The sequence below is a fragment of the Frankia sp. EI5c genome, from assembly GCF_001636565.1.
In the GTDB taxonomy this organism is placed as follows: Bacteria; Actinomycetota; Actinomycetes; order Frankiales; family Frankiaceae; genus Parafrankia.
Genome location: NZ_LRTK01000001.1, coordinates 76,500 through 96,159 on the forward strand (window position 1 = coordinate 76,500; position 19,660 = coordinate 96,159).

At 72.7% G+C, this 19,660-nt stretch carries 11 protein-coding genes and 12 pseudogenes; 6 read left to right on the top strand and 17 right to left on the bottom strand.

Features of this window, described 5'->3' with window-relative positions:
• Positions 1 to 586: 586 nt before the first annotated feature.
• The 4 genes and pseudogenes from UG55_RS00325 to UG55_RS46485 form a co-directional block, all read right to left on the bottom strand.
• Positions 587 to 2,290, bottom strand: a complete 1,704-nt coding sequence (locus UG55_RS00325; RefSeq protein WP_066061012.1) for a WD40 repeat domain-containing protein — start codon at positions 2,288 to 2,290, stop codon at positions 587 to 589.
• Between the two features lie 257 nt (positions 2,291 to 2,547).
• The gene (locus tag UG55_RS00330; protein ID WP_066061015.1) at positions 2,548 to 3,129 is read right to left on the bottom strand and encodes a DUF4190 domain-containing protein; all 582 of its coding nucleotides are present in this window, start codon (positions 3,127 to 3,129) and stop codon (positions 2,548 to 2,550) included.
• A 228-nt stretch (positions 3,130 to 3,357) separates the two neighbouring features.
• Positions 3,358 to 3,856: pseudogene (locus UG55_RS46480) on the bottom strand (pectate lyase); the annotation flags it as partial.
• Between the two features lies 1 nt (position 3,857).
• Positions 3,858 to 4,761, bottom strand: a pseudogene (locus UG55_RS46485) (right-handed parallel beta-helix repeat-containing protein); the annotation flags it as partial.
• 634 nt (positions 4,762 to 5,395) lie between these two features.
• On the opposite strand from UG55_RS46485, the gene UG55_RS00340 reads away from it, so the two are divergent.
• The 3 genes and pseudogenes from UG55_RS00340 to UG55_RS00345 form a co-directional block, all read left to right on the top strand.
• Positions 5,396 to 6,461, top strand: a 1,066-nt coding sequence (locus UG55_RS00340; protein ID WP_242423507.1) for a thiolase family protein, incomplete at its 3' end; no start/stop codon positions are given.
• Position 6,462: 1 nt separating this feature from the next.
• Positions 6,463 to 6,544: pseudogene (locus UG55_RS30700) on the top strand (hypothetical protein); the annotation flags it as partial.
• Positions 6,545 to 6,609: 65 nt separating this feature from the next.
• The gene (locus tag UG55_RS00345; RefSeq protein ID WP_304440371.1) at positions 6,610 to 6,813 is read left to right on the top strand and encodes a cold shock domain-containing protein; all 204 of its coding nucleotides are present in this window, start codon (positions 6,610 to 6,612) and stop codon (positions 6,811 to 6,813) included.
• 93 nt (positions 6,814 to 6,906) lie between these two features.
• Here UG55_RS00345 and UG55_RS00350 read toward each other — a convergent pair.
• Both UG55_RS00350 and UG55_RS30705 read right to left on the bottom strand, forming a co-directional pair.
• On the bottom strand, positions 6,907 to 7,592 hold a 686-nt coding region (locus tag UG55_RS00350; RefSeq protein ID WP_242423508.1), incomplete at its 5' end, for a TIGR03564 family F420-dependent LLM class oxidoreductase.
• Position 7,593: 1 nt separating this feature from the next.
• Positions 7,594 to 7,848, bottom strand: a pseudogene (locus UG55_RS30705) (LLM class flavin-dependent oxidoreductase); the annotation flags it as partial.
• Between the two features lie 45 nt (positions 7,849 to 7,893).
• Between UG55_RS30705 and UG55_RS00355 the strand changes: the two are divergent.
• Positions 7,894 to 8,451 carry a TetR/AcrR family transcriptional regulator gene (locus UG55_RS00355; RefSeq protein WP_066061321.1) on the top strand — a complete coding sequence of 186 codons (558 nt, stop codon included), beginning with the start codon at positions 7,894 to 7,896 and terminating at the stop codon, positions 8,449 to 8,451.
• Positions 8,452 to 8,476: 25 nt separating this feature from the next.
• Here the strand turns inward: UG55_RS00355 and prpB are convergent, their stop codons facing one another.
• The 7 genes and pseudogenes from prpB to UG55_RS30730 form a co-directional block, all read right to left on the bottom strand.
• The gene (gene prpB / locus UG55_RS00360; RefSeq protein ID WP_066061024.1) at positions 8,477 to 9,370 is read right to left on the bottom strand and encodes a methylisocitrate lyase; all 894 of its coding nucleotides are present in this window, start codon (positions 9,368 to 9,370) and stop codon (positions 8,477 to 8,479) included.
• Between the two features lie 40 nt (positions 9,371 to 9,410).
• Positions 9,411 to 9,901: pseudogene (locus tag UG55_RS30710) on the bottom strand (MmgE/PrpD family protein); the annotation flags it as partial.
• Position 9,902: 1 nt separating this feature from the next.
• Positions 9,903 to 10,249, bottom strand: a pseudogene (locus UG55_RS30715) (MmgE/PrpD family protein); the annotation flags it as partial.
• Between the two features lies 1 nt (position 10,250).
• A pseudogene (locus UG55_RS30720) lies at positions 10,251 to 10,982 on the bottom strand (MmgE/PrpD family protein); the annotation flags it as partial.
• A gap of 154 nt (positions 10,983 to 11,136) precedes the next feature.
• Entirely contained in the window at positions 11,137 to 12,186 is a 1,050-nt protein-coding gene (locus UG55_RS00370; protein WP_066061030.1) for an enoyl-CoA hydratase/isomerase family protein, read from the bottom strand.
• Positions 12,187 to 12,426: 240 nt separating this feature from the next.
• Positions 12,427 to 13,127, bottom strand: a pseudogene (locus tag UG55_RS30725) (phosphatidylglycerol lysyltransferase domain-containing protein); the annotation flags it as partial.
• 1 nt (position 13,128) lies between these two features.
• Positions 13,129 to 14,118: pseudogene (locus UG55_RS30730) on the bottom strand (phosphatidylglycerol lysyltransferase domain-containing protein); the annotation flags it as partial.
• A 370-nt stretch (positions 14,119 to 14,488) separates the two neighbouring features.
• Between UG55_RS30730 and UG55_RS00380 the strand changes: the two are divergent.
• Entirely contained in the window at positions 14,489 to 15,973 is a 1,485-nt protein-coding gene (locus UG55_RS00380) for a class I adenylate-forming enzyme family protein (protein WP_066061033.1), read from the top strand.
• A gap of 16 nt (positions 15,974 to 15,989) precedes the next feature.
• On the opposite strand, the pseudogene UG55_RS30735 reads toward UG55_RS00380, so the two are convergent.
• The 3 pseudogenes from UG55_RS30735 to UG55_RS30745 all read right to left on the bottom strand — a co-directional run.
• Positions 15,990 to 16,140: pseudogene (locus UG55_RS30735) on the bottom strand (GntR family transcriptional regulator); the annotation flags it as partial.
• A 1-nt stretch (position 16,141) separates the two neighbouring features.
• Positions 16,142 to 16,470: pseudogene (locus tag UG55_RS30740) on the bottom strand (FCD domain-containing protein); the annotation flags it as partial.
• Between the two features lies 1 nt (position 16,471).
• A pseudogene (locus UG55_RS30745) lies at positions 16,472 to 16,766 on the bottom strand (FadR/GntR family transcriptional regulator); the annotation flags it as partial.
• 329 nt (positions 16,767 to 17,095) lie between these two features.
• Here UG55_RS30745 and UG55_RS00390 point away from each other — a divergent pair.
• Entirely contained in the window at positions 17,096 to 18,052 is a 957-nt protein-coding gene (locus UG55_RS00390; protein WP_066061038.1) for an alpha/beta hydrolase, read from the top strand.
• Here the strand turns inward: UG55_RS00390 and UG55_RS00395 are convergent.
• Positions 17,958 to 19,580, bottom strand: coding sequence for an MFS transporter (locus UG55_RS00395; RefSeq protein ID WP_242423510.1), 1,623 nt, complete (start codon positions 19,578 to 19,580; stop codon positions 17,958 to 17,960). The genes UG55_RS00390 and UG55_RS00395 overlap by 95 nt on opposite strands.
• Positions 19,581 to 19,660: the final 80 nt, after the last annotated feature.

Here is a 19,660-nt window from a genome sequence, read left to right on the forward strand (position 1 = left end):
GGCTCCCGGCCTTCAGGTGTCGGCGCTCGGCCTCGGAACCCGGTCCTCGGCTGTCAGTTGCCAGGTCTCGGCTCTCGGTCCCGCCCGGTGTCCGGCGGGAGCGGGTAGGGGTGGCAGGTGGTGCCCGTGGGCGGATCAGTGCACTGAATCCGAGTCAGTCTGGTGGCAACCGGTGCGGCGGCGACGCGAACGCCGTCCGGGCTGGTCCGAGGGGCTGGTCCGGTGCGCGACACCCCGGATCGGCGGATCCGGTGGAGGTGGGTGGCTCCCGCCCCGCCCGCGAGCCGCCGCCTCGGCTCCGCACCCAGGTCAGCGGCAGTTTTCCGGCGGAGGCGGCTGCCGTTCCGCCGCCCGGGGCTAATCGCCGCGGGCCCGCCGCGGTGATGGCCGGCAGCATAACAATGCTCGAACATGCTTGCGGACGAGGCCGGCCTGTGTCTATCCTCTGGATGCATTCTTGTCCGGGTCCGCGCTGTCGCGCGGGCTTACTTGCACGCGAGTCACCGTCCTCGGAAACGATGGGACTGTGGACTGGCAGGTCCATCCAACTGGTCGGCTCAGACAACGCCAGCTGGCGGGCTCGGGGCTAACTTCCGCAGGCCACGGCCACCCGCAGGCCCTGCAGGTACTGCTTCTCCTCGTCTCGGGTCAGCGGGCCCGGCGCCATGTCGCACACCTGATCACGCCATCGCGACGGCTCGTCGCTCCAAGCATCGAGCGCACCGTTACCGAGGGTGTAGAGACGATGCCCGGCGACGGCGGCGGTCGACAGCAGGCCGCCGCCTTCCTCCGGCAGCACTACCGCCTGATCCCAGGAGCCGAGCAGCAGGCCGGAGGCCGCGTCCCACATGACGACGCGGTGGCGGGTCTCGTCGTACTGCAGGACCGTCGAGCCGTCGGCGCTGAAGTCGACGGACGAGCTGGTGTCGGAGCCGTCGGCGCGCAGGATCTCGCGGGCGCCGTCTCGCAGATCTCGGAGCACGATCCGGCCGTCCAGGTCCGCCATCGCCACGGTCGCGCCGTCCGGGCTGACGGCCGCGTCGCGTATGAACGCGGTGTCGGTGAGCCGGTCACCCTTTCGCAGCGTGCTGCCGTCCCACCGCCAGACGCGCAGCGTGACGCCGCTGCCGAGCCCGTCCGGGCTGGCCTCGCAGGAGACGACCGTGCGGCCGTCGGCGCTGGTGAACACTCCGTCGGCCTGCTCCGCCAGCGTCTGACGGGTGTCGCCACTCTGGGGGTCGACGACCACCAGCCGGCACCCCTGGAACATCAGTACCGAGCGGTCGCCGGGAAGGAAACGCACTGTCTCGGAACCCTCCAGGCCCGGGCATGACTGGCCCGAGCCCGGGTGTCCGGCGATCCGCCGCCCGGTCCGCGCGTCCCAGATCGCCAGCGCGCCGTCGTCGTTGCCGGCCAGCAGCTTCCCGTCCGAGCTCCAGGTGACCTGCCGGGCCGCGCCGGCGGTGGCCGAGAAGTCCAGGTCGATGACCTTCTTTCCGGTGGCCGTGCTCCACAGCGACACGCCGCCCGCCCCGGACAGCGCCAGGGTCCTCGTGTCGGGGCTCACCGCCAGTCCGCTGGGCACCTCGGGACCGGCGTCCGCCAGGTGAGCGAACGAGGACACCCGGTGGTCGACGAACGGTGTTGTGAGGGTGACCGACTCGTCGATGGCACCCGAAGCGACGACGCCGCCGTCGCCGGAGACCGCGAGGTCACTGATGCCCGTCTGATGCTGGAACAGCAGCGCAAGACGTCCGGTGGCAGGGTCGCGGGCGTGGACCGCGCCGTCAGAGTCGCCGAGCACCAGGGTCTTCCCGTCGGCGGACAGGGCGACCTTGTCGGCCGGCAGGGCGGTCGGCGCCGTTGCCAGCAGCTGCTGGGTCTGGTAATCCCACAGCTCCGCGACGTTGTCGTGTGTCACCGCCAGGACGGGCGCGTGCCGTGCGATCGCGATCGACGTCGGACCCGACACCGTGATCGGCAGTGCGGGCAGCCCCTGCCGCGTCCGAGTGTCGAGCCGAACGACCCGGCCCTGCACCAGGCCATTGCTGTCCTGTTGCGGCAGCTGCGGGCTGCTGGCGCCGGCGAGGAGGAAGCGGCCGTCCCCGCTGAACGCGATCGAGCCGCTTGGGTCGATCGCGCCCTCCGACGTGGCGATCTCGGCGCCGGACTCGAGATCCCACACGGTGACGGCGGTGTGGAAGTTGTCACGGCCGGCGTTGAATCGCCCGGGAACCCTTCCGCACCTCCCGCTGTCGAACCAGCGGAAAAGGATTGACAACCGGCCCACTGCCCCAGCGTCGATGGTCGATGACAGCCGCGCCGACGACAGTCGTAGAACGCGCGCAGCAGCGGCTCACTGTGCGCAGTCATGCGGGCTGCGTACCTCCCGCCGCCGCGACGGCTTGTCAAGGATCCGTATCCAGCGGGAGAAATCGCGCGCTTCCACCTGCCGGCTCTGATCGGAGATGCGGCGCGGGCGCTGGAGCAGCTGGGCACGCTGCTGGTCGACGACACCCGGGTGTTCGGCGCGGACGATCCGCGCGTTCAGGACCTCTCGAACTCCCGGGTGCACTGGTCGATCGCGGCTTGGTTGTTACCGGCGTCGTCCAGGCAGGTCAGGTAGGTGCGACCCTCCTCGGAGACGAAGAACGCGATCGCCGCGATCAGGATGACCAGCGCGATCGCCGCACCGATGGCGCCGGTGATGATGCCGGCCAGGGCCAGGCCGCCGTTGTTGGCCTCCTGGCGCCGGACCCGGCCGCGGCCGAGGAAGCCGCAGACCAGCGCCCCGATGCCGAGCAGGATGCCGCCGACGACGGTCCAGGAGAGCACGATCGCGGCGATGCCCAGAACCAGTGCGGCGACGCCGAGACCGTTGCGGGGCTGGCCACCGCCGCCGTAGGGGCCGTAGCCGGGTGGCGGGTAGCCCTGACCGCCGGGCGGGTAGCCATACCCCGGCCCAGGCGGGTAGCCCGGGTTCGGCGGGTAGGCCTGGCCTTGCTGCGGGTACTCCTGGCCCTGCGGGTATGCGGGCCCGCCCCCCGGACTTTGGCCGGGATAGGGGGGATAGCCGCTCCCGCCCCCGCCCTGGTCCGGGCTCTGGGGACCCCCCCAGTTGTCGCTCACGTGTAGTCCGGCTCCCCTCGCCCCGCCGCGCGGATGTCACCTTCCGGGCGGCGCCCGTCACGGAATCCAACCATCTTCCTGCGGAGCCGGTCAGCTGATCCGGCTCAGGGAACCGCGGCCGGCGGGGAGGGGACGGTCGCGCGTGCCTCCGGGCGGGCAGGAGCGAACTCGGGACGTCGCGGGGCGTACGCCATGACAAGGGGCGCCGGTCGCCCGGCGACAGGATGACTAGGGGAGCTGGGCGCCCAGCGAAAGGGGGTTGGCGGCAAGTCGGAGGAACCCGCCGGTCGTCGGAAGTGAACCGTTCGCCGCGCGGGCGGCCCGAGCGCGGGTGTCGTCGGCGCTGACGAAGCTCGCCGCGCTGTAGGTGCCGGCCAGCGTCCACGAGTTCCCGGCGGCGTCGGCCCCGCCGCCGATGGTCGCGGCCCTGCCGTTGCTCACCGAGAGGTTCGCCCGCAGTGTCGACGACGACAGCGAGAAATAGAAGCCGGCTCCGCCGTTGCCGTAGGCGGTGTTCGAGGTGAGCTGGAGCGATCCGGGGTTGCCGTTCTCGGTGAATCCGTTGGCGGTGTTCGCCCAGGCGGCACTGTTGCGCACCACATGGGCGACGGCGGGCCGCGGGCTGCTGCCGCCACCGAGCTTGAACCCGTTGCCGTTACCGGTGAATCCGGAGATGTTCCACCGGTTCACCCCGTTGCCGTACGCCCACGATCCCTCGATCGTCACCNGGCTGGTGAACGCCCACAGGTCGAGACCGTCGTCGGAGTTGTTGAAGACCCGTACGTTGCGCACGGTGTTCCCGGTGCCGGAGCCGAACTTGACGCCGATTCCGTCCGCGTTCTGGCCGCCGGTCGCGTTGTCGTGGTTGTCGTGACTGTCGACGTTCTCGACAAGGTTGTCGCTGGTGTTCTGGCCGGTGAGATCGAGTCCGGTGTTCTGGTTGTCGTGGATGTCGAGGCGCCGGAAGGTCGAGTGCGTCACCGACTGCGCGTACAGCGCCTGCTGGGGTGAGTTCCGCAGCTCAAGGCCGTCGAAATCCCAGTAGGACGCGGTGGTGATGATCAGCTTGGTGGTGGAGGGCAGGCGGCTGCCGTCGATGACGGCGTGCTCGCTGCCGTAGGAGGTCAGGACGATGCGCTTCGCGGCCGTGCCGCTGGTCGTGATGCCGATCTTGGCGGTCGGCTGGTGGACTCCGCCGCGCAGGGCGATGACGTCGCCGGGGCGCGCGACGCTGACCGCGCGCTGAACTGTGGCGAACGGGGCGGCGAGTGTGCCCGGGTTCGAGTCGCTGCCGGTCGGGGCGACGACGATCGTGGGTGTCCGGGGAGCCGCGGTGCCGCCGGCGGGCGTGGAGGCCGTCGGGCTCGGGGGAGTGGTACCCGGCGGCGGGCTGGTGGAGGTCGGGGCGCCGCTGCTGGCGGGACTGGTCGCGGGGACGGTGGCAGGCGGTGATGCCGGCGGCGTCGGAGCGGCCGGCGAGGTGGGGGGCGCGACAGTGGTCGTCGAGGTCGGCGCCGGCGATCCCGGTGTCGGCACCTCTGCCTCACAACCGGCTATCAGCAGACCTGCCGCCGCCGCGGCGGTGAAGGCCGCGAACGTCCGTGAGAAGGACAGCCGAGGGGATGGTGCCATGAGTTCCTCCGGAGGGCGACAACCGTTCGGTCCATGCGGCCGCGGCTGGCAGTCGCGGCCTTTCGTGTCCGGGTTCCCCTCGCGGAAAGACGCCGCGGTGGAGAATCCCGACCCCTCCCGCAGTGCAGGTTAGTGACTGCCGCCGCGGTGCGCGCGAACTGTCACCGGCAGGTATCAACCAGGATCCCGGAAACGGATGCGTCCGCCGCGCGGAGTCAGGGCACCTGACCTGTGGCGCGAGAATGACGCCGCCATCCGCGGCGCGGCTGGCCGACCACGGAGTTCTCGAGTGCGCCGAATTCCGTCGCCCCGCCCCGAAGGCGGTCGCGGAGCCGAAGGCACGGCCGGCCCGCGCCGAGAGGCGGTCGGTCGCGCCCACGCCGCGCTCCGGCCGTACCGCGGGTGGGCACCGCGCCGAGGGCCCGTGCCGCACGGCGGCGGGTGCCGCGTCCGGTGCGTGGGTATGCCCGGGACGATGGTCGCTGACCGCAAGAGAGTGTACGTTCACTTTTCAATGGTTCGCCGTCGTGGTGGCCGCCACGGTCCCGCACGGTCCGGACGTCGAGCCGGGCACGCGAAGGGCATGGTGGAGCTGACGGGCGGGCGCGGCGCGGTTCGTCAGTAAGGAGTGACCATGCGTGACGCGGTGATCGTGGAGGCAGTCCGCACGCCGACCGGGAAGCGGAACGGCGGCCTGTCGGGAGTGCATCCGACGGACCTCTCGGCGCATGTGCTGTCGGCCCTGGCCGAGCGGGCCGGGGTGGATCCGGCGGTGGTGGACGACGTGGTGTGGGGCTGTGTGGGGCAGGTCGGTGAGCAGACCTTCGACATCGCCCGCAACGCCGCGCTCGGCGCCGGCTGGCCGGAGACCGTCACCGGGGTGACGGTGGACCGGCAGTGCGGCTCGTCTCAGCAGGCGGTGCATTTCGCCGCGGCCGGGCTGATCGCCGGGCAGTACGACGTGGCGGTGGCCGGCGGTGTGGAGTCGATGTCCCGGGTGCCGATGGGCTCGGCGCTGCAGGGCAAGGTGCCGTTCGGGGAGAGGTACCTGGAGCGCTACAACGGCGCCTTCCCGGACCAGGGCATCGGCGCGGAGATGATCGCGGAGCAGTGGGGCCTGTCGCGGACCCAGCTCGACGAGTTCGCGTTGCTGTCGCACGAGCGCGCGGCGGCGGCGCAGGACGAGGGGCGGTTCGACGCGCAGATCGTCCCGGTTCCGGTCGCGGACGGCGCGGTGGTGACGAAGGACGAGGGCATCCGCCGCGGCGGGACGGTGGAGGGACTCGCCGGCCTGCGGACGGTGTTCAAGCCCGAGGGTGGTGTCATCACCGCGGGGAACTCGTCGCAGATCTCCGATGGTTCGGCGGCGCTGTTGATGACGACCAGTGAGAAGGCCGCCGAGCTGGGCCTGCGGCCGATCGCCCGGGTACACACGGCGGTGCTGGCGGGCACCGACCCGGTGATCATGCTGACCGGGCCGATCCCCGCGACGCGCAAGGTGCTGGCCCGCGCCGGTCTCACGATCGACGACATCGGCGTGTTCGAGGTGAACGAGGCGTTCGCGTCGGTTCCGCTGGCCTGGCTGGCCGAGGTGGGCGCGGACCCGAAGGCGGTGAACCCGAACGGCGGCGCGATCGCGTTGGGGCATCCGCTGGGCGGGTCGGGCGCGCGTCTGATGACGACGATGCTCTACCACATGCNGGACAACGGGATTCGTTACGGCCTGCAGACCATGTGCGAGGGCGGCGGCCAGGCGAACGCGACGATCCTCGAGCTGCTCTGAGCCACGGAAACTCGATCGACCGGATGGGCCGGGCGGCCCAGACTGGTGCGATGGCGAATGGGACTGTGAAGTTCTTTGATGCGGAGCGGGGCTGGGGTGCTGTCTCCTCCCCGGAGCTGCCGCACGGGCGCGACGCGTGGGTTCATTTCAGCATGATCGAAATGGATGGGTTTCGTTCGCTGGAAGCCGGTGACCGCGTCGAGTTCGGTTTCGAGGAGGGTCCGCAGGACGGCTACAGCTTCCGCGTGACCCGCCTCCGTCGGCTCTGACGCGGGTGGCCTCCTTCCGGGACTGACTCGGGAGGAGGCCACCGGGCGTGAGCCCGGGACGACCGGGGTCGCCGGGAGAGCGCTACCGGGGAACTACCGGGAGAGATCGGCGAGCAGGCTCAGGGTGCGCTTCTGGGTCGCCTCGTCCCCGACCGCTCGGATCAGCAGGTCGGTGGCGCCGGCGTCGGCGAAGCGCCGGATCTCCCGCTCGACCTCGTGCTCGTCGCCCACCAGGGCGGTCTCGTGCACGCCGGTGAGGCCCTGGCGAGCCAGCAGCGTCTGGTAGCTCGGCAGCTCCGAGGCGAAACTGACCTGGTCGGAGATGGTCTGGTAGATACTCTGCTCGTCTTCGGTGACGGCGGCGAGGGCGCAGACGAGGACGCGGGGTGCGGGCCGGCCGGCCGCGGTGGCGGCCGCGGTGACCGCGGGGACGATCTTTTCCCCGACGTGGCGGGCCCCGGTCCAGACGGTGACGGTTCCGTCGGCGAGTTCACCGGCGACGCGCAGCAGCATGGGTGCCAGCGCCGCGAGCAGGACGGGTGGCGCCGTGGCTCCCGGCACGTCCACCCGGCCGACCGCGGTCAGGGTCTCGCCGTGGTAGTCGACGTCCTCGCCGCGTAGCAGTGGGCGCAGCGCTGTGAGGTACTCGCGGATGTGCCGCACCGGACGGTCGAACGAGTAGCCGAACTGCCCCTCGATGCTTGGCCGGTGACCGGGGCCGATGCCCAGGACGAACCGGTTGCCGCTGGCTGCCTGGGCGGTGAGGGCCTCCCCGGCCANGAGGAGCGGGTGCCGTGGGTAGGTGGGCACGATCGCCGTGCCCACCTCGATGCCGGGCACCTGCTGGCCGCACAGCGCGGCCGTGGTGACTGCCTCCCAGGAGCCGACCTGGCCGAAGTAGGCGCTGGTCAGGCCCGCGGCGGAGGCCTGGCGGACCTCTTCGACGAGTGCCTGCAGGCTGGGACCGCCGGAGATGAAGACGCCGAGGCGCATGGACACGCTCCTAACCTGAACCGGAACTTCATGTTCTGGCATGCGAGGTTAACATGAATTCGAAGTTCCGCTTGAAGGGTGGTGTGGATGCGGGCGGACGCGCGGCGGAACCGTGATCTGATCATCGAGGCGGCGCTGGGGGTGATATCCGAGCGCGGGTCGGCCGCGTCGATGGAGGAGATCGCCCGCGCGGCCGGGCTGGGCGTCGGCACCCTCTACCGCCACTTTCCGGACCGGCAGACGCTGCTGGACAGCGTCACCGCCGACGTCGTGCGTGAACTGCACGCCACGTGCCAGCGGCGGGCCGCGCAGGCCGCGCAGGCCGTACGGCCCGCTCGAACCGGGTCCGGCTGGGCGGCGCTGTCGGCGCTCGTCGAATACTGTGCTGACCGGCCGCTCGCGCTGATCAAGGCGCTGAACGGGGGGGCGAGTGCCGAGCCCGAGATCTCCCGCCTGCTCGGCGAGATCAACGAGCTGCTCGTCCGCATCGTCGAGGCGGCGCAGGCCGAGGGCACCCTGCGGGCCGACTTCCCGGCGGCGGAGGTCGTCGGCCTGATCAGTGTGACTGTGTGCCGGCCCTGCGCCCGGGCCGACGACGTCCTGACAACGGTCGTGCTGGACGGCCTGCGCACCCAGCCTCGGTGACGCCCGGTACCGCGGCCGGCGGGGCTCAGACCCGGAAGTCGAAGATGTTCGTGTCGAACGTGTTGTAGGCGGGGTAGTCGAGCAGCTCGTAGAGCCGGGCCCGGGTCTGCATCCGGTCGACGAGGCCGGCCTGCGTGCCCTCGGCGAGGATGCGGCGCAGGCCGTCCTCGGCGGCGCCCATCGCGAGGCGCAGCAGGGTGACGGGGTAGATGACCAGGTTCACCCCGGCGGATTCCAACGCCCGCGTGGTGAGGAGCTCGCTTTTGCCGAACTCGGTCATGTTGGCCAGGATCGGCACGTCGACCGCCCTGCGGACGGCTTCGAACTCGCGCACGTCGGCCATCGCCTCCGGGAAGATCAGATCCGCGCCCGCGTCGGCGTAGGCGCGGGCCCGGTCGAGGGCGCCGTCGAGGCCTTCGGGGCCGCGGGCGTCGGTGCGGGCACAGATCACGAAGTTGGCGTCCCGGCGGGCGGCGACCGCGGCGCCGATGCGGCGGACCATCTCGGCGGTGCTCACGACGGTCTTGCCGTCGAGGTGCCCGCAGCGTTTCGGGTTGACCTGGTCTTCGAGGTGGCAGCCGGCGAGGCCGGCGTCCTCCAGCGTCTGGACGGTGCGGGCGACGTTCATCGGCTCGCCGAAGCCGGTGTCGGCGTCGACGAGGGCGGGCAGGTCGGTGACCCGGGCGATCTGCCCGGCGCGGCCCGCGACCTCGGTGAGCGTGGTGAGGCCGATGTCGGGCAGCGCCAGGTCGGCGGCGAGGACCGCGCCGGAGATGTAGACGCCGTCGAAGCCGAGCTCGGTGATGAGCACGGCGGTGAGCGGGTTGAACGCGCCGGGGAAGCGCAGCAGCCGGCCGGCGCTCAGCGCGTCGCGGAAGGCGGCGCGGCGGGTGTGGGCCGGTGTTCTCGCGTGCAGCATCGGTCGGACGTCCCCTCGCTGAGGTCGGTGTGCCCTCGGGTCAGAAGATGCCGCCGCTGCCGCTGCCGTCCAGCGGCGGCCGTGGCGTGACGGTGAGTCCGGCGAGTTCGTCGGGGCGCAGGTCGGGCAGGCGGGTGGCGGTGTCGAGGAAGCGGGCCTGTTCCTCGGCGGGAAGGACGCCGTCGGTGAGGCGGCGGAACTTGGCGAGATACTCGTCGCGGCCGAAGGGACGGGCCCCCAGCGGGTGGGCGTCGGCGACGGCGATCTCGTCGGTGAGGGTGGTCCCGTCCGTCAGCTCGACGACGACCCGCGCACCGAAGGCCTTCTCGGCCGGGTCGGTGGAGTGGTAGCGCCGGGTCCACTCCGCGTCCTCGACCGTGGTGATCTTTCGCCAGAGGGCCACGGTGTCGGGCCGGGTGGCCCGCTCGGGGGCGTAGGAGCGCTCGTGGTGCCAGTCGCCGTCCTGCAGGGCCACGGCGAAGATGTAGGGCACGGAATGGTCGAGGGTTTCCCTGCTGGCCGTCGGGTCGTNCTTCTGCGGGTCGCCGGAGCCGGAGCCGATCACGTTGTGGGTGTGGTGGCTGGTGTGCAGGGTGATCGCGCGGACCCGGTCGAAGTCGCCGATGCGGGGGCCGAGGCGGCGGGCGAGGTCGATCAGCGCCTGGCTCTGGTACTCGGCCGAGTGCTCCTTGGTGTAGGTCTCCAGGATGCCGCGCCGGGGTTCGCCGGCCGCGGGCAGCGAGACGACGTAACGGGCGGAAGGCCCGCCGAGCAGCCAGGCGATGAATCCGTCCTCGCCCTCGTAGGCGGGGGCGGGGGCGCCCTCGCCGCGCATCGCCCGGTCGACGGCCTCCACGGCCAGTTTTCCGGCGAAGGCCGNGGCGTAGGCCTTCCAGGACGAGATGGTGCCCTTGCGGGACTGCCGGGTGGTCGTGGTGGTGTGCAGGGCCTGCCCGACCGCCTGGTAGATCGTCTCGGTGGGCAGGCCGAGCAGGGTGCCGAGGCCGGCCGCGGCGGACGGGCCGAGGTGCGCGATGTGGTCGATGCGGTGCTCGTGCAGGCAGATCCCGCGGACGAGGGCGACCTGGATCTCGTAGCCGGTGACGATCCCGCGCACGAGCGTGCGGCCGTCGAGGCCGAGATGCTGCGCCACGGCCAGTGCCGGCGGGATGTTGTCACCGGGGTGGGAGTAGTCCGCGGCCAGGTAGGTGTCGTGGAAGTCCAGCTCGCGCACGGCGACGCCGTTCGCCCACGCCGCCCACTCGGGGGAGACGCGGGTGTCCGCCGCCAGGCCGAAGACGGTGGCACCGTTCCGGACCGAGGCACCGTCGCGGCCTGGGCCTGGGCCTGAGCCTGGGCCTGGGCCTGGGCTGGGGCTGGGGCCGGCGGGGCGGTGGCGCAGCGCCTGCTCCCGGGCGGCGACCACCGGCCGGCGCGCCAGCGACGCGGCGGCCACCCCCGCGTTGTCGATGATCCGGTTGATCACCATGTCGGTGACCTCGGACTCGACGTCCACCGGGTCGGCGGCCACCGCCGCGATCTTCCACGCGAGCTGGTCCTCCCGCGCGAGCCGCTCCGCGCTGCGGTACACCCGGACCTGGTGGTCGATCATGCGCTGCCGCTTTCCTCTCGTGTGGTGCGTGGCCTTGTCGAGCGGGGCGGGACGCCCTTCCACCCGCCCGACGTCACGTACCGGGCTGATGTCACCCACCCCACCGTGACGTCGACGTCACCACCCCACCGTGAGGTCACGCAGCCGCCTGACGTCACCCGGGCGCGGGCGTCAGGTCGCCGCCGGGCGGTACGGCGAAGAACGCCGCGACGAGGTCGTCGTCGACGCCGGCCAGCGTGGGTGGGTCCCAGCGGGGCGCGCGGTCCTTGTCGATGATCTGGGCGCGGATGCCTTCACGCAGGTCGGGTGAGCGCAGCGCGGCGCTGGAGACGCGGAACTCGGCCACCAGCGCGGACCACAGGTCGGGCAGGTCCGCCGCCGCGCGCAGCGCCCGCAGCGTGACCTTGAGCGCGGTCGGCGACTTCGCCTCGATCGCGTCGGCGGCAGCGGCGGCGCCCGGTGCGCCGTGGGCGCGCAGCCGGGTGATGATCTCCTCGACGGTCGGGGCACGGTAGCAGTCGTCGATCCAGCCGGCGGCCGTCGCGAGCTCGCTGGCCGGCGGCGTGACCGCGAACTCCTCAATGATCTTCGTGGGGCTGCTGGCGTCGGAGGCTCCGATGAGGGCCTCGGCCAGGTCGGGCAGCCGATCGCTGGGAACCAGGTGGTCGGCCAGGCCGGCGTGGAGCGCGTCCGCTCCGGTCAGGTGGGCGGCCGTCAGCGCGGCGTGGATGCCCGACCGGCCGGGCATCCGGGACAGCAGCCAGGTGCCGCCGACGTCCGGGACGAGGCCGATGCCGACTTCGGGCATGCCCAGGCGGGTGCGCTCCGTGACGACCCGGACGTCGCCGTGCGCGGAGATGCCGACGCCGCCGCCCATGACGAGGCCGTCCATGAGAGCGACGTAGGGCTTCGGGTAACGGCTGATCCGGGCGTTGAGGCGGTACTCGTCGGCCCAGAAGGCCAGCGACCCCGTGCCGCCGGAGCAGGCGTCCGCGTGGAAGGCGCGGATGTCGCCCCCGGCGCACAGCCCGCGCGCACCGGCGCCGTCGACGAGGACGGAGTCCACCGCGTCGTCGTGTTCCCAGGCGCGCAGTGCCGCGTCCATCGCGCGGACCATGTCATGGCTGAGCGCGTTGATGGCCTTCGGCCGGTTCAGCGTGAGCCGGCCGACCCGCCCCCGCACCGAACACAGGACGTCACTCACCGGGTCGCCTCCAGTCTCGAACGGGGGCGTCGACCCGCCTGAGCTCGTTCGTCCTACACAGGTAAGTATCGCGGGCGACCGTGCTCAGACGCCGGCAGAACGGCGCCCGGCCCCCGCGGCCACCACCACCTGGCTCGGGCCGGCGGACGGCTCGTCGCGGTCGGGCGACTCGCGCCGGGCGTCCTGCCCGAAGCCGGCGGACGGGCCCTGGGCGGTCAGCGGGCGGTCCGCGGACGGGGCGCGCCGGCGCCGGGGGACACCGGGTCTGGGCAGCCGCTCGCCCCAGCGCGGCCAGACCAGGAACGCCTCGGCCTCCAGCATCGCCAGGGCGATCCGGGGCAGGTCCGCGGGGGTGGGATAGCAGACGTAACGCGGCGACCAGGTGGGCTGGAACTTGGAGTTGAAGCGGTACAGGCTGTCGATCTGGAACCAGCGGGAGAGGAAGACCAGCAGGCTCCGCCACCAGCGCACCACCGGTCCGGCGCCGAGGCGCTCGCCGCGTTCGAGCGTGGAGCGGAAGGCGGCGAAGTTCAGTGACAGCCGCCGCACGCCGAGGCCGGGGGCCAGGCGGGCGGCGTTGACGATCAGGAACTCGTTGAGGCCGTTGTCGGCGGATCTGTCGCGCAGCATGGCGTCGAGCGACAGCCCGGTCGCCCCCCAGGGGACGAAGTGCAGCAGGGCGCGCAGCCGGCGCTCGGTGCCGCCCGGCGCCGAGTAGGCGAGGACCACGACACAGTCGCCGTCGGCGGGGCCGCCGAGGCGACCCAGCGCCATGGAGAAGCCCCGCTCGGTCTCGTCGCCGCGCCACAGGGCGGCCTGGCTCCTGAGCCGGGCCAGATCGGTGGTCGTCAGGTCGCTCACCCGTCGGACCTCCGCCGTGTAGCCGGCGCGTTCGACCCGGGCGACCGCCTGGCGGACGTTGCGCATCGCGCGGCCTTCGANGGTGAAGGTCGCCGTGTCCAGAACAGCCTCGTCCCCGACCTCCAGGACGGATAACCCGGCCCTGGTCCAGGCGAGGCCGCCGGCCTCCGAGCAGCCGAGGACGGCCGGCACCCAGGCATGGTCGGCGGCCTCGCGGAGGAACGCCGCGATGGCTCCGGGCCACGCCTCCCGGTCACCGAGGGGATCTCCGCTGGCGAGCATGACTCCGGAGACCACGCGGTAAGCCACACAGGCCTTGCCGCTCGATGACCAGACCACGGACTTGTCGGACCGCAGCACGAAATAGCCGAGCGAGTCCGCCTCCCCGTGCCGCGCCAGCAGGGCACGAACCCGGGCCTCGTCATCCTCGGTCAACATCGGCCGCGGCTCCGGGGGGCGCAGCGTGAGATAGCAGGTGGCGGCCATGGTCAGCGCCCCCATGGTCAGCAGCACCCGGAACACCAGGTCGGCGAAGCGGTCGGAGGTGAACGCCAGCGGCCCGCGGACCCCGACCAGACCCAGCAGGATCTGCTCCAGCTGCGCGGACAGCGGATGCGGGCCGAGAATCCGATCTCGGCCCAGCCGGAACAGCACCAGTCCGACCACGATCGACACCGCGGCCAGGAAGGACCCGACCCCGACCGCCCGCCAGCGCGTCGTCGGGTCGCCCTTCGCCCGGAACTCCCGGCGCGTCACCAGCAGGGCGGCGCACAGCACGGCCGAACCGGCCGCCTCCTCGTAGTCGAGGCCCTTGGCCACGTGCAGGAGCACGCTGATCCCCAGCAGGGTCACCGCTGCGCGCCAGGCCCGCCGTTTGCGCCGCCGCAGCCCGGCGGCGAGCAGGACCAACAGCATCCCGACGACGACGGTGAAGGCGGAGGCCTGCCGGGAGACCGCCGTCGGCATCAGCTCCCGCAGGTTCTCCAGGCGTGAGTGCCACTCCGGGGTCAGGGCGGAACCGATGTCCATCAGGCCGATGACCAGGGTCCCCAACGCGGCGGCTCGTGGAATCCACCGCCGCGGCTCTGCCGGCAGACCGGACGCGCGGAGTGTTGGCAACAGCCCCTCCTCTTTCCCGTTCTGTCCGCGCCGCGCGGTGCGCGGCGGAGCCGTGACGCTCTGGAGTATGGAGGCAGGTCGGGGGCGGGCGGCGAGGGAGGTTGTCACATCGCCAACCCGAGGCCGCCGCGGTTGGCGGCGCGGTTCCCGCGGCGGGCGCCGACTCGGCGCGGCCGCCGGTCTGTGGCCGGTCTGTGGCGCTGCGGGCGACTTACGAGATATATAAAGGTATTCGTCGGCGAGGTTGAGGAGTGAGCTGGTGAGGGTTGTCGCCGAGTACCCGGGCAGCCCGCCACCCGCCGGGCACTGAGGTCCACCGCAAATGGGAACCGGGACTTTCTGGGAGGCTGTCGAACAGGCCGCGCGGCACCGCCCCGGCGCGGTCGTGCTCGCCGACGACCACGGCCGTGAGCTGACGGCCACCGCTCTGCGTGACGAGGCCCAACGGGCGGCGGCCGGCCTGGGCGCGCTCGGTGTCGGGGCCGGGGACGTCGTCTCCTGGCAGCTGCCCACCACCCTGGAGGCGGTGGTGCTGATGGCGGCCTGCGCCCGGCTCGGCGCGGTGCAGAACCCGATCATCCCCGTGTTCCGGCAGGCCGAGGTCGGCTTCATCGTCCGCCAGGTCGCGGCGGACCTGCTGGTCGTCCCGGAGACCTGGCGTGGCTTCGGGCACGGCGAGATGGCGAGATCGCTCGGGGTCAAGGTGCTCGCGCTCGACCTCGACGGCCCGCCCGCCCCGGCGCTGCGGCTGCCGGGCGGGGATCCCGCGGGCCTCGGGCCGGTGCCCGCCGCGGCGGCGGGCGCGGCGGAGTGCCGCTGGATCTACTACTCGTCCGGCACGACCGCCGACCCCAAAGGGGTGCGGCACTCGGACGCGTCGGTGTGCGCCTCGGCGGGTGGCGTCGTCGCCGGGCTCGGCTTCGGCGCCGGGGACGTGTACCCGATCGCCTGGCCGATAGCGCACATCGGCGGTGTGGCCATGCTGCTGTCCGCCCTGCTCACCGGCGGCCGGCTGGTGCTGTTCGACGTCTTCGACCCGGTGACGACCCCCGAGCGGATGGCGGCTCACAGCCCGACGATTCTCGGCTCGGCGACACCGTTCTTCCACGCCTACCTGGCCGCGCAGCGGCGCCACGAGGGCCACGGGCTGTTCCCGGCGCTGCGCGCCTGCGTCGGCGGCGGCGCGGCGACTCCGCCACCGGTCAACCGCGAGGTCGCCGAGGTGCTCGGCGTGGCCGGCGTGGTGGGCTCCTGGGGCCTCACCGAGTTCCCGGTCGCCACCAGCGAGACTCCGCGGGACCCGGCGGTCGGGTCCACCGTCGGCCGGCCGGCCGAGGGAGTGCGGGTCCGCGTCGTGGACGGCGAACTGCGGCTCGCCGGCCCCCAGTGCTTCCTCGGCTACGTCGACCCGTCACTCGACACCGCGGCATTCGACGACGAGGGCTGGTTGCGCACCGGGGATCTCGGGGTGGTCGACGAGGCCGGCCGGGTCCGGGTCGAGGGCCGGCTCAAGGAGGTGATAATCCGCAACGCGGAGAACATCTCGGCCGCGGAGGTGGAGAACGTCCTGCTGCGACACCCTGCCGTGGCGGACGTCGCCGTCATCGGCGTGCCCGACGAGCGAACCGGTGAACGGGTGTGCGCCGTCGCCGTCGCGCGCCCCGGCCACCAGATCACGCTGGCCGATCTCGTCGAGCACTGCCGGGCGGGCGGGCTCGCGCGCCACAAGTGCCCCGAGCGGCTCAGGCTCGTCGACGAACTCCCGCGTAACGCGATGGGCAAGGTACTGCGGCGGGCGCTGCGCTGACCGGCCAGCCGGCCCGTCAGTAGTCGTGCTGCAGCAGGTCGATGACGGTCTTCGCCCGCTGTGCCAGCAGAACCTGGCCGACGATCTTCATGTGCTCCGCCCAGTGCGCCTCGGCGCCGGCCGCGTCGCCCTCCTCGATGAGCGCGGCCAGCCGGGCCTGTGAGCGCNGGCCGCGCAGCCGGGTGGCGGTGGGGTCTCTGCCCTCGTCGGGCTGGCTGACCGCCGCGACGGCCCGCGCGACGATCTCGTTGAGCATTTCGGCCACGATGCTCAGCGTCTGGTTCCCCGCCAGGTCGATGAGCCGGCTGTGGAAGCGCGAGTTCGCACGCCCGAAACTCTCCGGGTCGTCGATCGCCTCCAGCTGCTCGGCGCTGAGGCGGCGCAGTTCGGCGGCCGCGGACCGGTGGGAACGCGACGCGGCCACGATCCGCGCGGCGACGGGCTCGAGCATGCTGCGGGCGTCGTAGACATCCGCGAGCGGCACATTGCGGGCCTGCNGGACCATCGCCGCGGTGCGGGCTGTCATCCGCTCGTTGGGCTGGTGCACGACGACGCCGCCGAGCACCCCGCGCCGGACGGAGATGAGGCCCTCCGCCTCCAGGATGCGCAGCGCCTCTCGCAGCGAGGGGCGGGAGACACCGAATCGGTCGACCAGGTCGGGCTCACGCCCGAGTGACTCACCCTCTGCCAGCTGCCCCCGCACGATGAGACCACGCAGCTCGTCCGCTATCTGCTGGGGCTTCTCGCGGAGCGCGGGTCGACCCTCGCCACGCGCCTTCCTCGGCTCCGCCACCTCGACCGACCTTCTCTCCGCCGGCCGTCGCCGGCCACTGACTGCCCTGCCAATCATAAGGACCGCTGAGAGGGGGTCTGGCCGCTCGCAAAGCGGGCGCAACCCACGGATCCGTGCAGATGATGATGGGCTCTGGTGGTCCCTGCCAGATATCATTTTTTCGACCTGGTGGGTTTCCCGTGCCCACCCACCCGGCGTGGAGGCCGACCTACGGAGGGCACCGGCCCGGCCGGCGCCGAGCACCTGCGAAGCCGGCAGGGTGTGCAGCCGGCAGGGTGTGCAGCCGGCAGGGTGACGGCTTGACGGGCGCCACCGACAGGAGGCCACGGATGACGTCCGCGACGGTGTCGCCGCAGTTGCGTGCCCGGCTGCGCCGGTCGCCGCGGGTGCCGGTCCACCGGGCCTGGGTGCGTGGCCTGGTGCGGTTCGCCATCCGCCGGCTTCCCCCCGTGCCGCTCGCCGGAGTCAGTGTCGAACAGCCGCCGGGCCTGCGCCCCGGCAGCCGCGTCCACCGACCGGACAGCCCGCGCTCGAACGCCGCGCTGCTGTGGATCCACGGCGGCGGGCTGGTGATGGGGTCCGCCGTCCAGGACGACCGCCAGTGTGGGCAGACCGCACTCGAGCTCGGGATCACCGTCGTCTCGGTCGACTACCGGCTCGCTCCCGAGTGCCCGTTCCCCGCCGCCCTCGACGACTGCCAGGCCGGCTGGGAGTGGGTTCAGCAGTACGCCGACTCACTGGGCGTGGACCCGACCCGGGTCGCGGTCGGCGGCCAGAGCGCCGGCGGCGGGCTCGCGGCGTCCCTCGTGCAGCGGCTGTGCGACGCGGGTGGGCCCGCCCCGGCAGCCCAGTGGCTGCACTCCCCGATGCTCGACGACCGGACGGCCGCGCGGCCCGAGCTGGACGCCGTCCGCCACCCGGTGTGGACCAACGGGCTGAACAGGTTCGGCTGGCGTTCCTACCTCGGGGCGGAACCCGGCGCGGCCGAGGTGCCGCCGTACGCGGTCCCGGCGCGCCGGGCGGAGCTCCGCGGGCTCCCGCCGGCCTGGATCGGCGTCGGTGACGTCGACCTCTTCTACGACGAGAACCGGGAGTACGCCCGGCGGCTGGGCGAGGCCGGGGTGGCAACGATGTTCCACCCCGTCGCCGGGGCCCCGCACGGTTTCGAGAACTGGGCCCACGACACCGACCTCAGCCGCGAGTACCTGGCGGCGGCGCGGTCCTGGCTGCGCCGGGTGCTGATGGACCGGCCCGCCCCGCCCGCCCCGCCGGCCCCGCCGGCCTGAAACCGCCGGGCAGGATGAGGGAGCCCGCGAGGGCAACCCCGACCGACACCAGGCCGACGAGCACGGTGGCGAGCAGGCCGGCGTCCGGCCCGTGCCGGGAGCTCTCGGCGAAGAACAACGCGCCGCCGCCCGACACCCCGAGTGCCGAGGCGAACTGCTGGGTGGTGGTGAGGACACCGCTGACCGTGCCGCTGATGTCCGGTGGGGCCGCCGCCATCACCGTGGCCGCCAGCGCCGGGATAACCAGGCCGTTGCCGACGCCGATGAGCATCAGCAGCGGCGTGAGCTCGTACGCCGAGACGCCGGTGCCCTCGGCGGCGACGACCGCGGCGAGCCCGCCGAGCGCCGCCATGGTGGCCAGCGAGCCCGCGGTCAGCACCCGCGGCCCGTAGCGGCCGGCCAGCCGCCGGGCCCACAGCGAGGAAAGCGCGAACACGGCACCCAGCGGAGCGAACATCAGCCCGGCGTTCAGCGGCGAACGGTGCTGGCCGACCTGCAGGAAGATCGTGAGCGAGAGCAGGAAACCGCCGAAGAACAGGAAGTAGCCCGCACTCATCACCATGCCGCCGACCACCGGCCGGGAACGCACCACGGCGGGCGGGATGATCGGATGCCCGCCGCCGCGGGCCAGCCGGGCCTCCCAGGAGGCGAACCCGACCAGCACGGCGAGGCCGGTACCGAGCGCAAGCCACGTCCACAGCGGCCAGCCCTCGTCCCGGCCGAGGGTGAGCGGGACGAGCACGAGGCCGATGCCCAGCATCAGCGTGCCCAGCCCGACCGGGTCGAGCCCTTCCGGGCGCGCGGCCCGGGACTCCGCGACCAGCCGCCGCGCACCGACCAGGGCCGCCAGCCCGATGGGGACGTTGACCAGGAAGATCGGGCGCCAGCCGAGTCCGAAGATGTCCAGGTCGAGCAGTACCCCGCCGAGCACCTGGCCGCAGACCCCGCCGAGCCCGATCGTCACTCCGAAGAAGGCGAAGGCCCGGGCCCGCTCCGCCGGCGGGAACGTGACGGTGAGCAGCGCGAGCACCTGGGGGACCATGCCCGCGGCACCGGCTCCCTGCAGCAGGCGGCCGCCGATGAGCGTCGCCTCGTTCGGCGCCAGTCCGCACAGCGCGGACGCGACGGTGAACACCGCCATGCCGATCAGGTACATGCGGCGCCGCCCGAAGCGATCACCGAGACGTCCCGCGGTGACGAGGCCGGCGGCGTAGGTGAACGAATAGCCGCCGACGATGAGTTCAAGGCCGGCGTTGGACGCCCCGAGGTCGGTCTCGATGCTCGGTGCGGCCACGTTCACCACGAAGACGTCGAAAAGGCTCATGAAGCTGGCGATCAGGATCACCGGCAGCGCCCGCCACCGGCGGGGATCCGGGGTGGCCTCGCCCGGAGCCGTGGTCGCCTTCGCCGTGGTCCCCTTCGCCGTGGTCGCCTCGGCCCTGATCGTCTCGGCAGTGGACGGCGTGGTCAGGGAGGTCTCGGCCGTGGCCGCCTCGGATGTGGCCGTGAGGCCGGGCTGGGTGGGCATGGTCATCGGACCTTCGGGGTCGGGACCCCGCCGCTCGTGGCGGGTGGGAAACACGGCTCCATCAGGGTGGGCACCGGCTG

Coding starts and splice junctions, on each gene's coding strand:
- UG55_RS00380 (WP_066061033.1), top strand. CDS start 14,489: ATGGGAACCGGGACTTTCTGGGAGGCTGTCGAACAGGCCGCGCGGCAC.
- UG55_RS00355 (WP_066061321.1), top strand. CDS start 7,894: ATGCGGGCGGACGCGCGGCGGAACCGTGATCTGATCATCGAGGCGGCG.
- UG55_RS00395 (WP_242423510.1), bottom strand. CDS start 19,580: ATGCCCACCCAGCCCGGCCTCACGGCCACATCCGAGGCGGCCACGGCC.
- UG55_RS00390 (WP_066061038.1), top strand. CDS start 17,096: ATGACGTCCGCGACGGTGTCGCCGCAGTTGCGTGCCCGGCTGCGCCGG.
- prpB (WP_066061024.1), bottom strand. CDS start 9,370: ATGCTGCACGCGAGAACACCGGCCCACACCCGCCGCGCCGCCTTCCGC.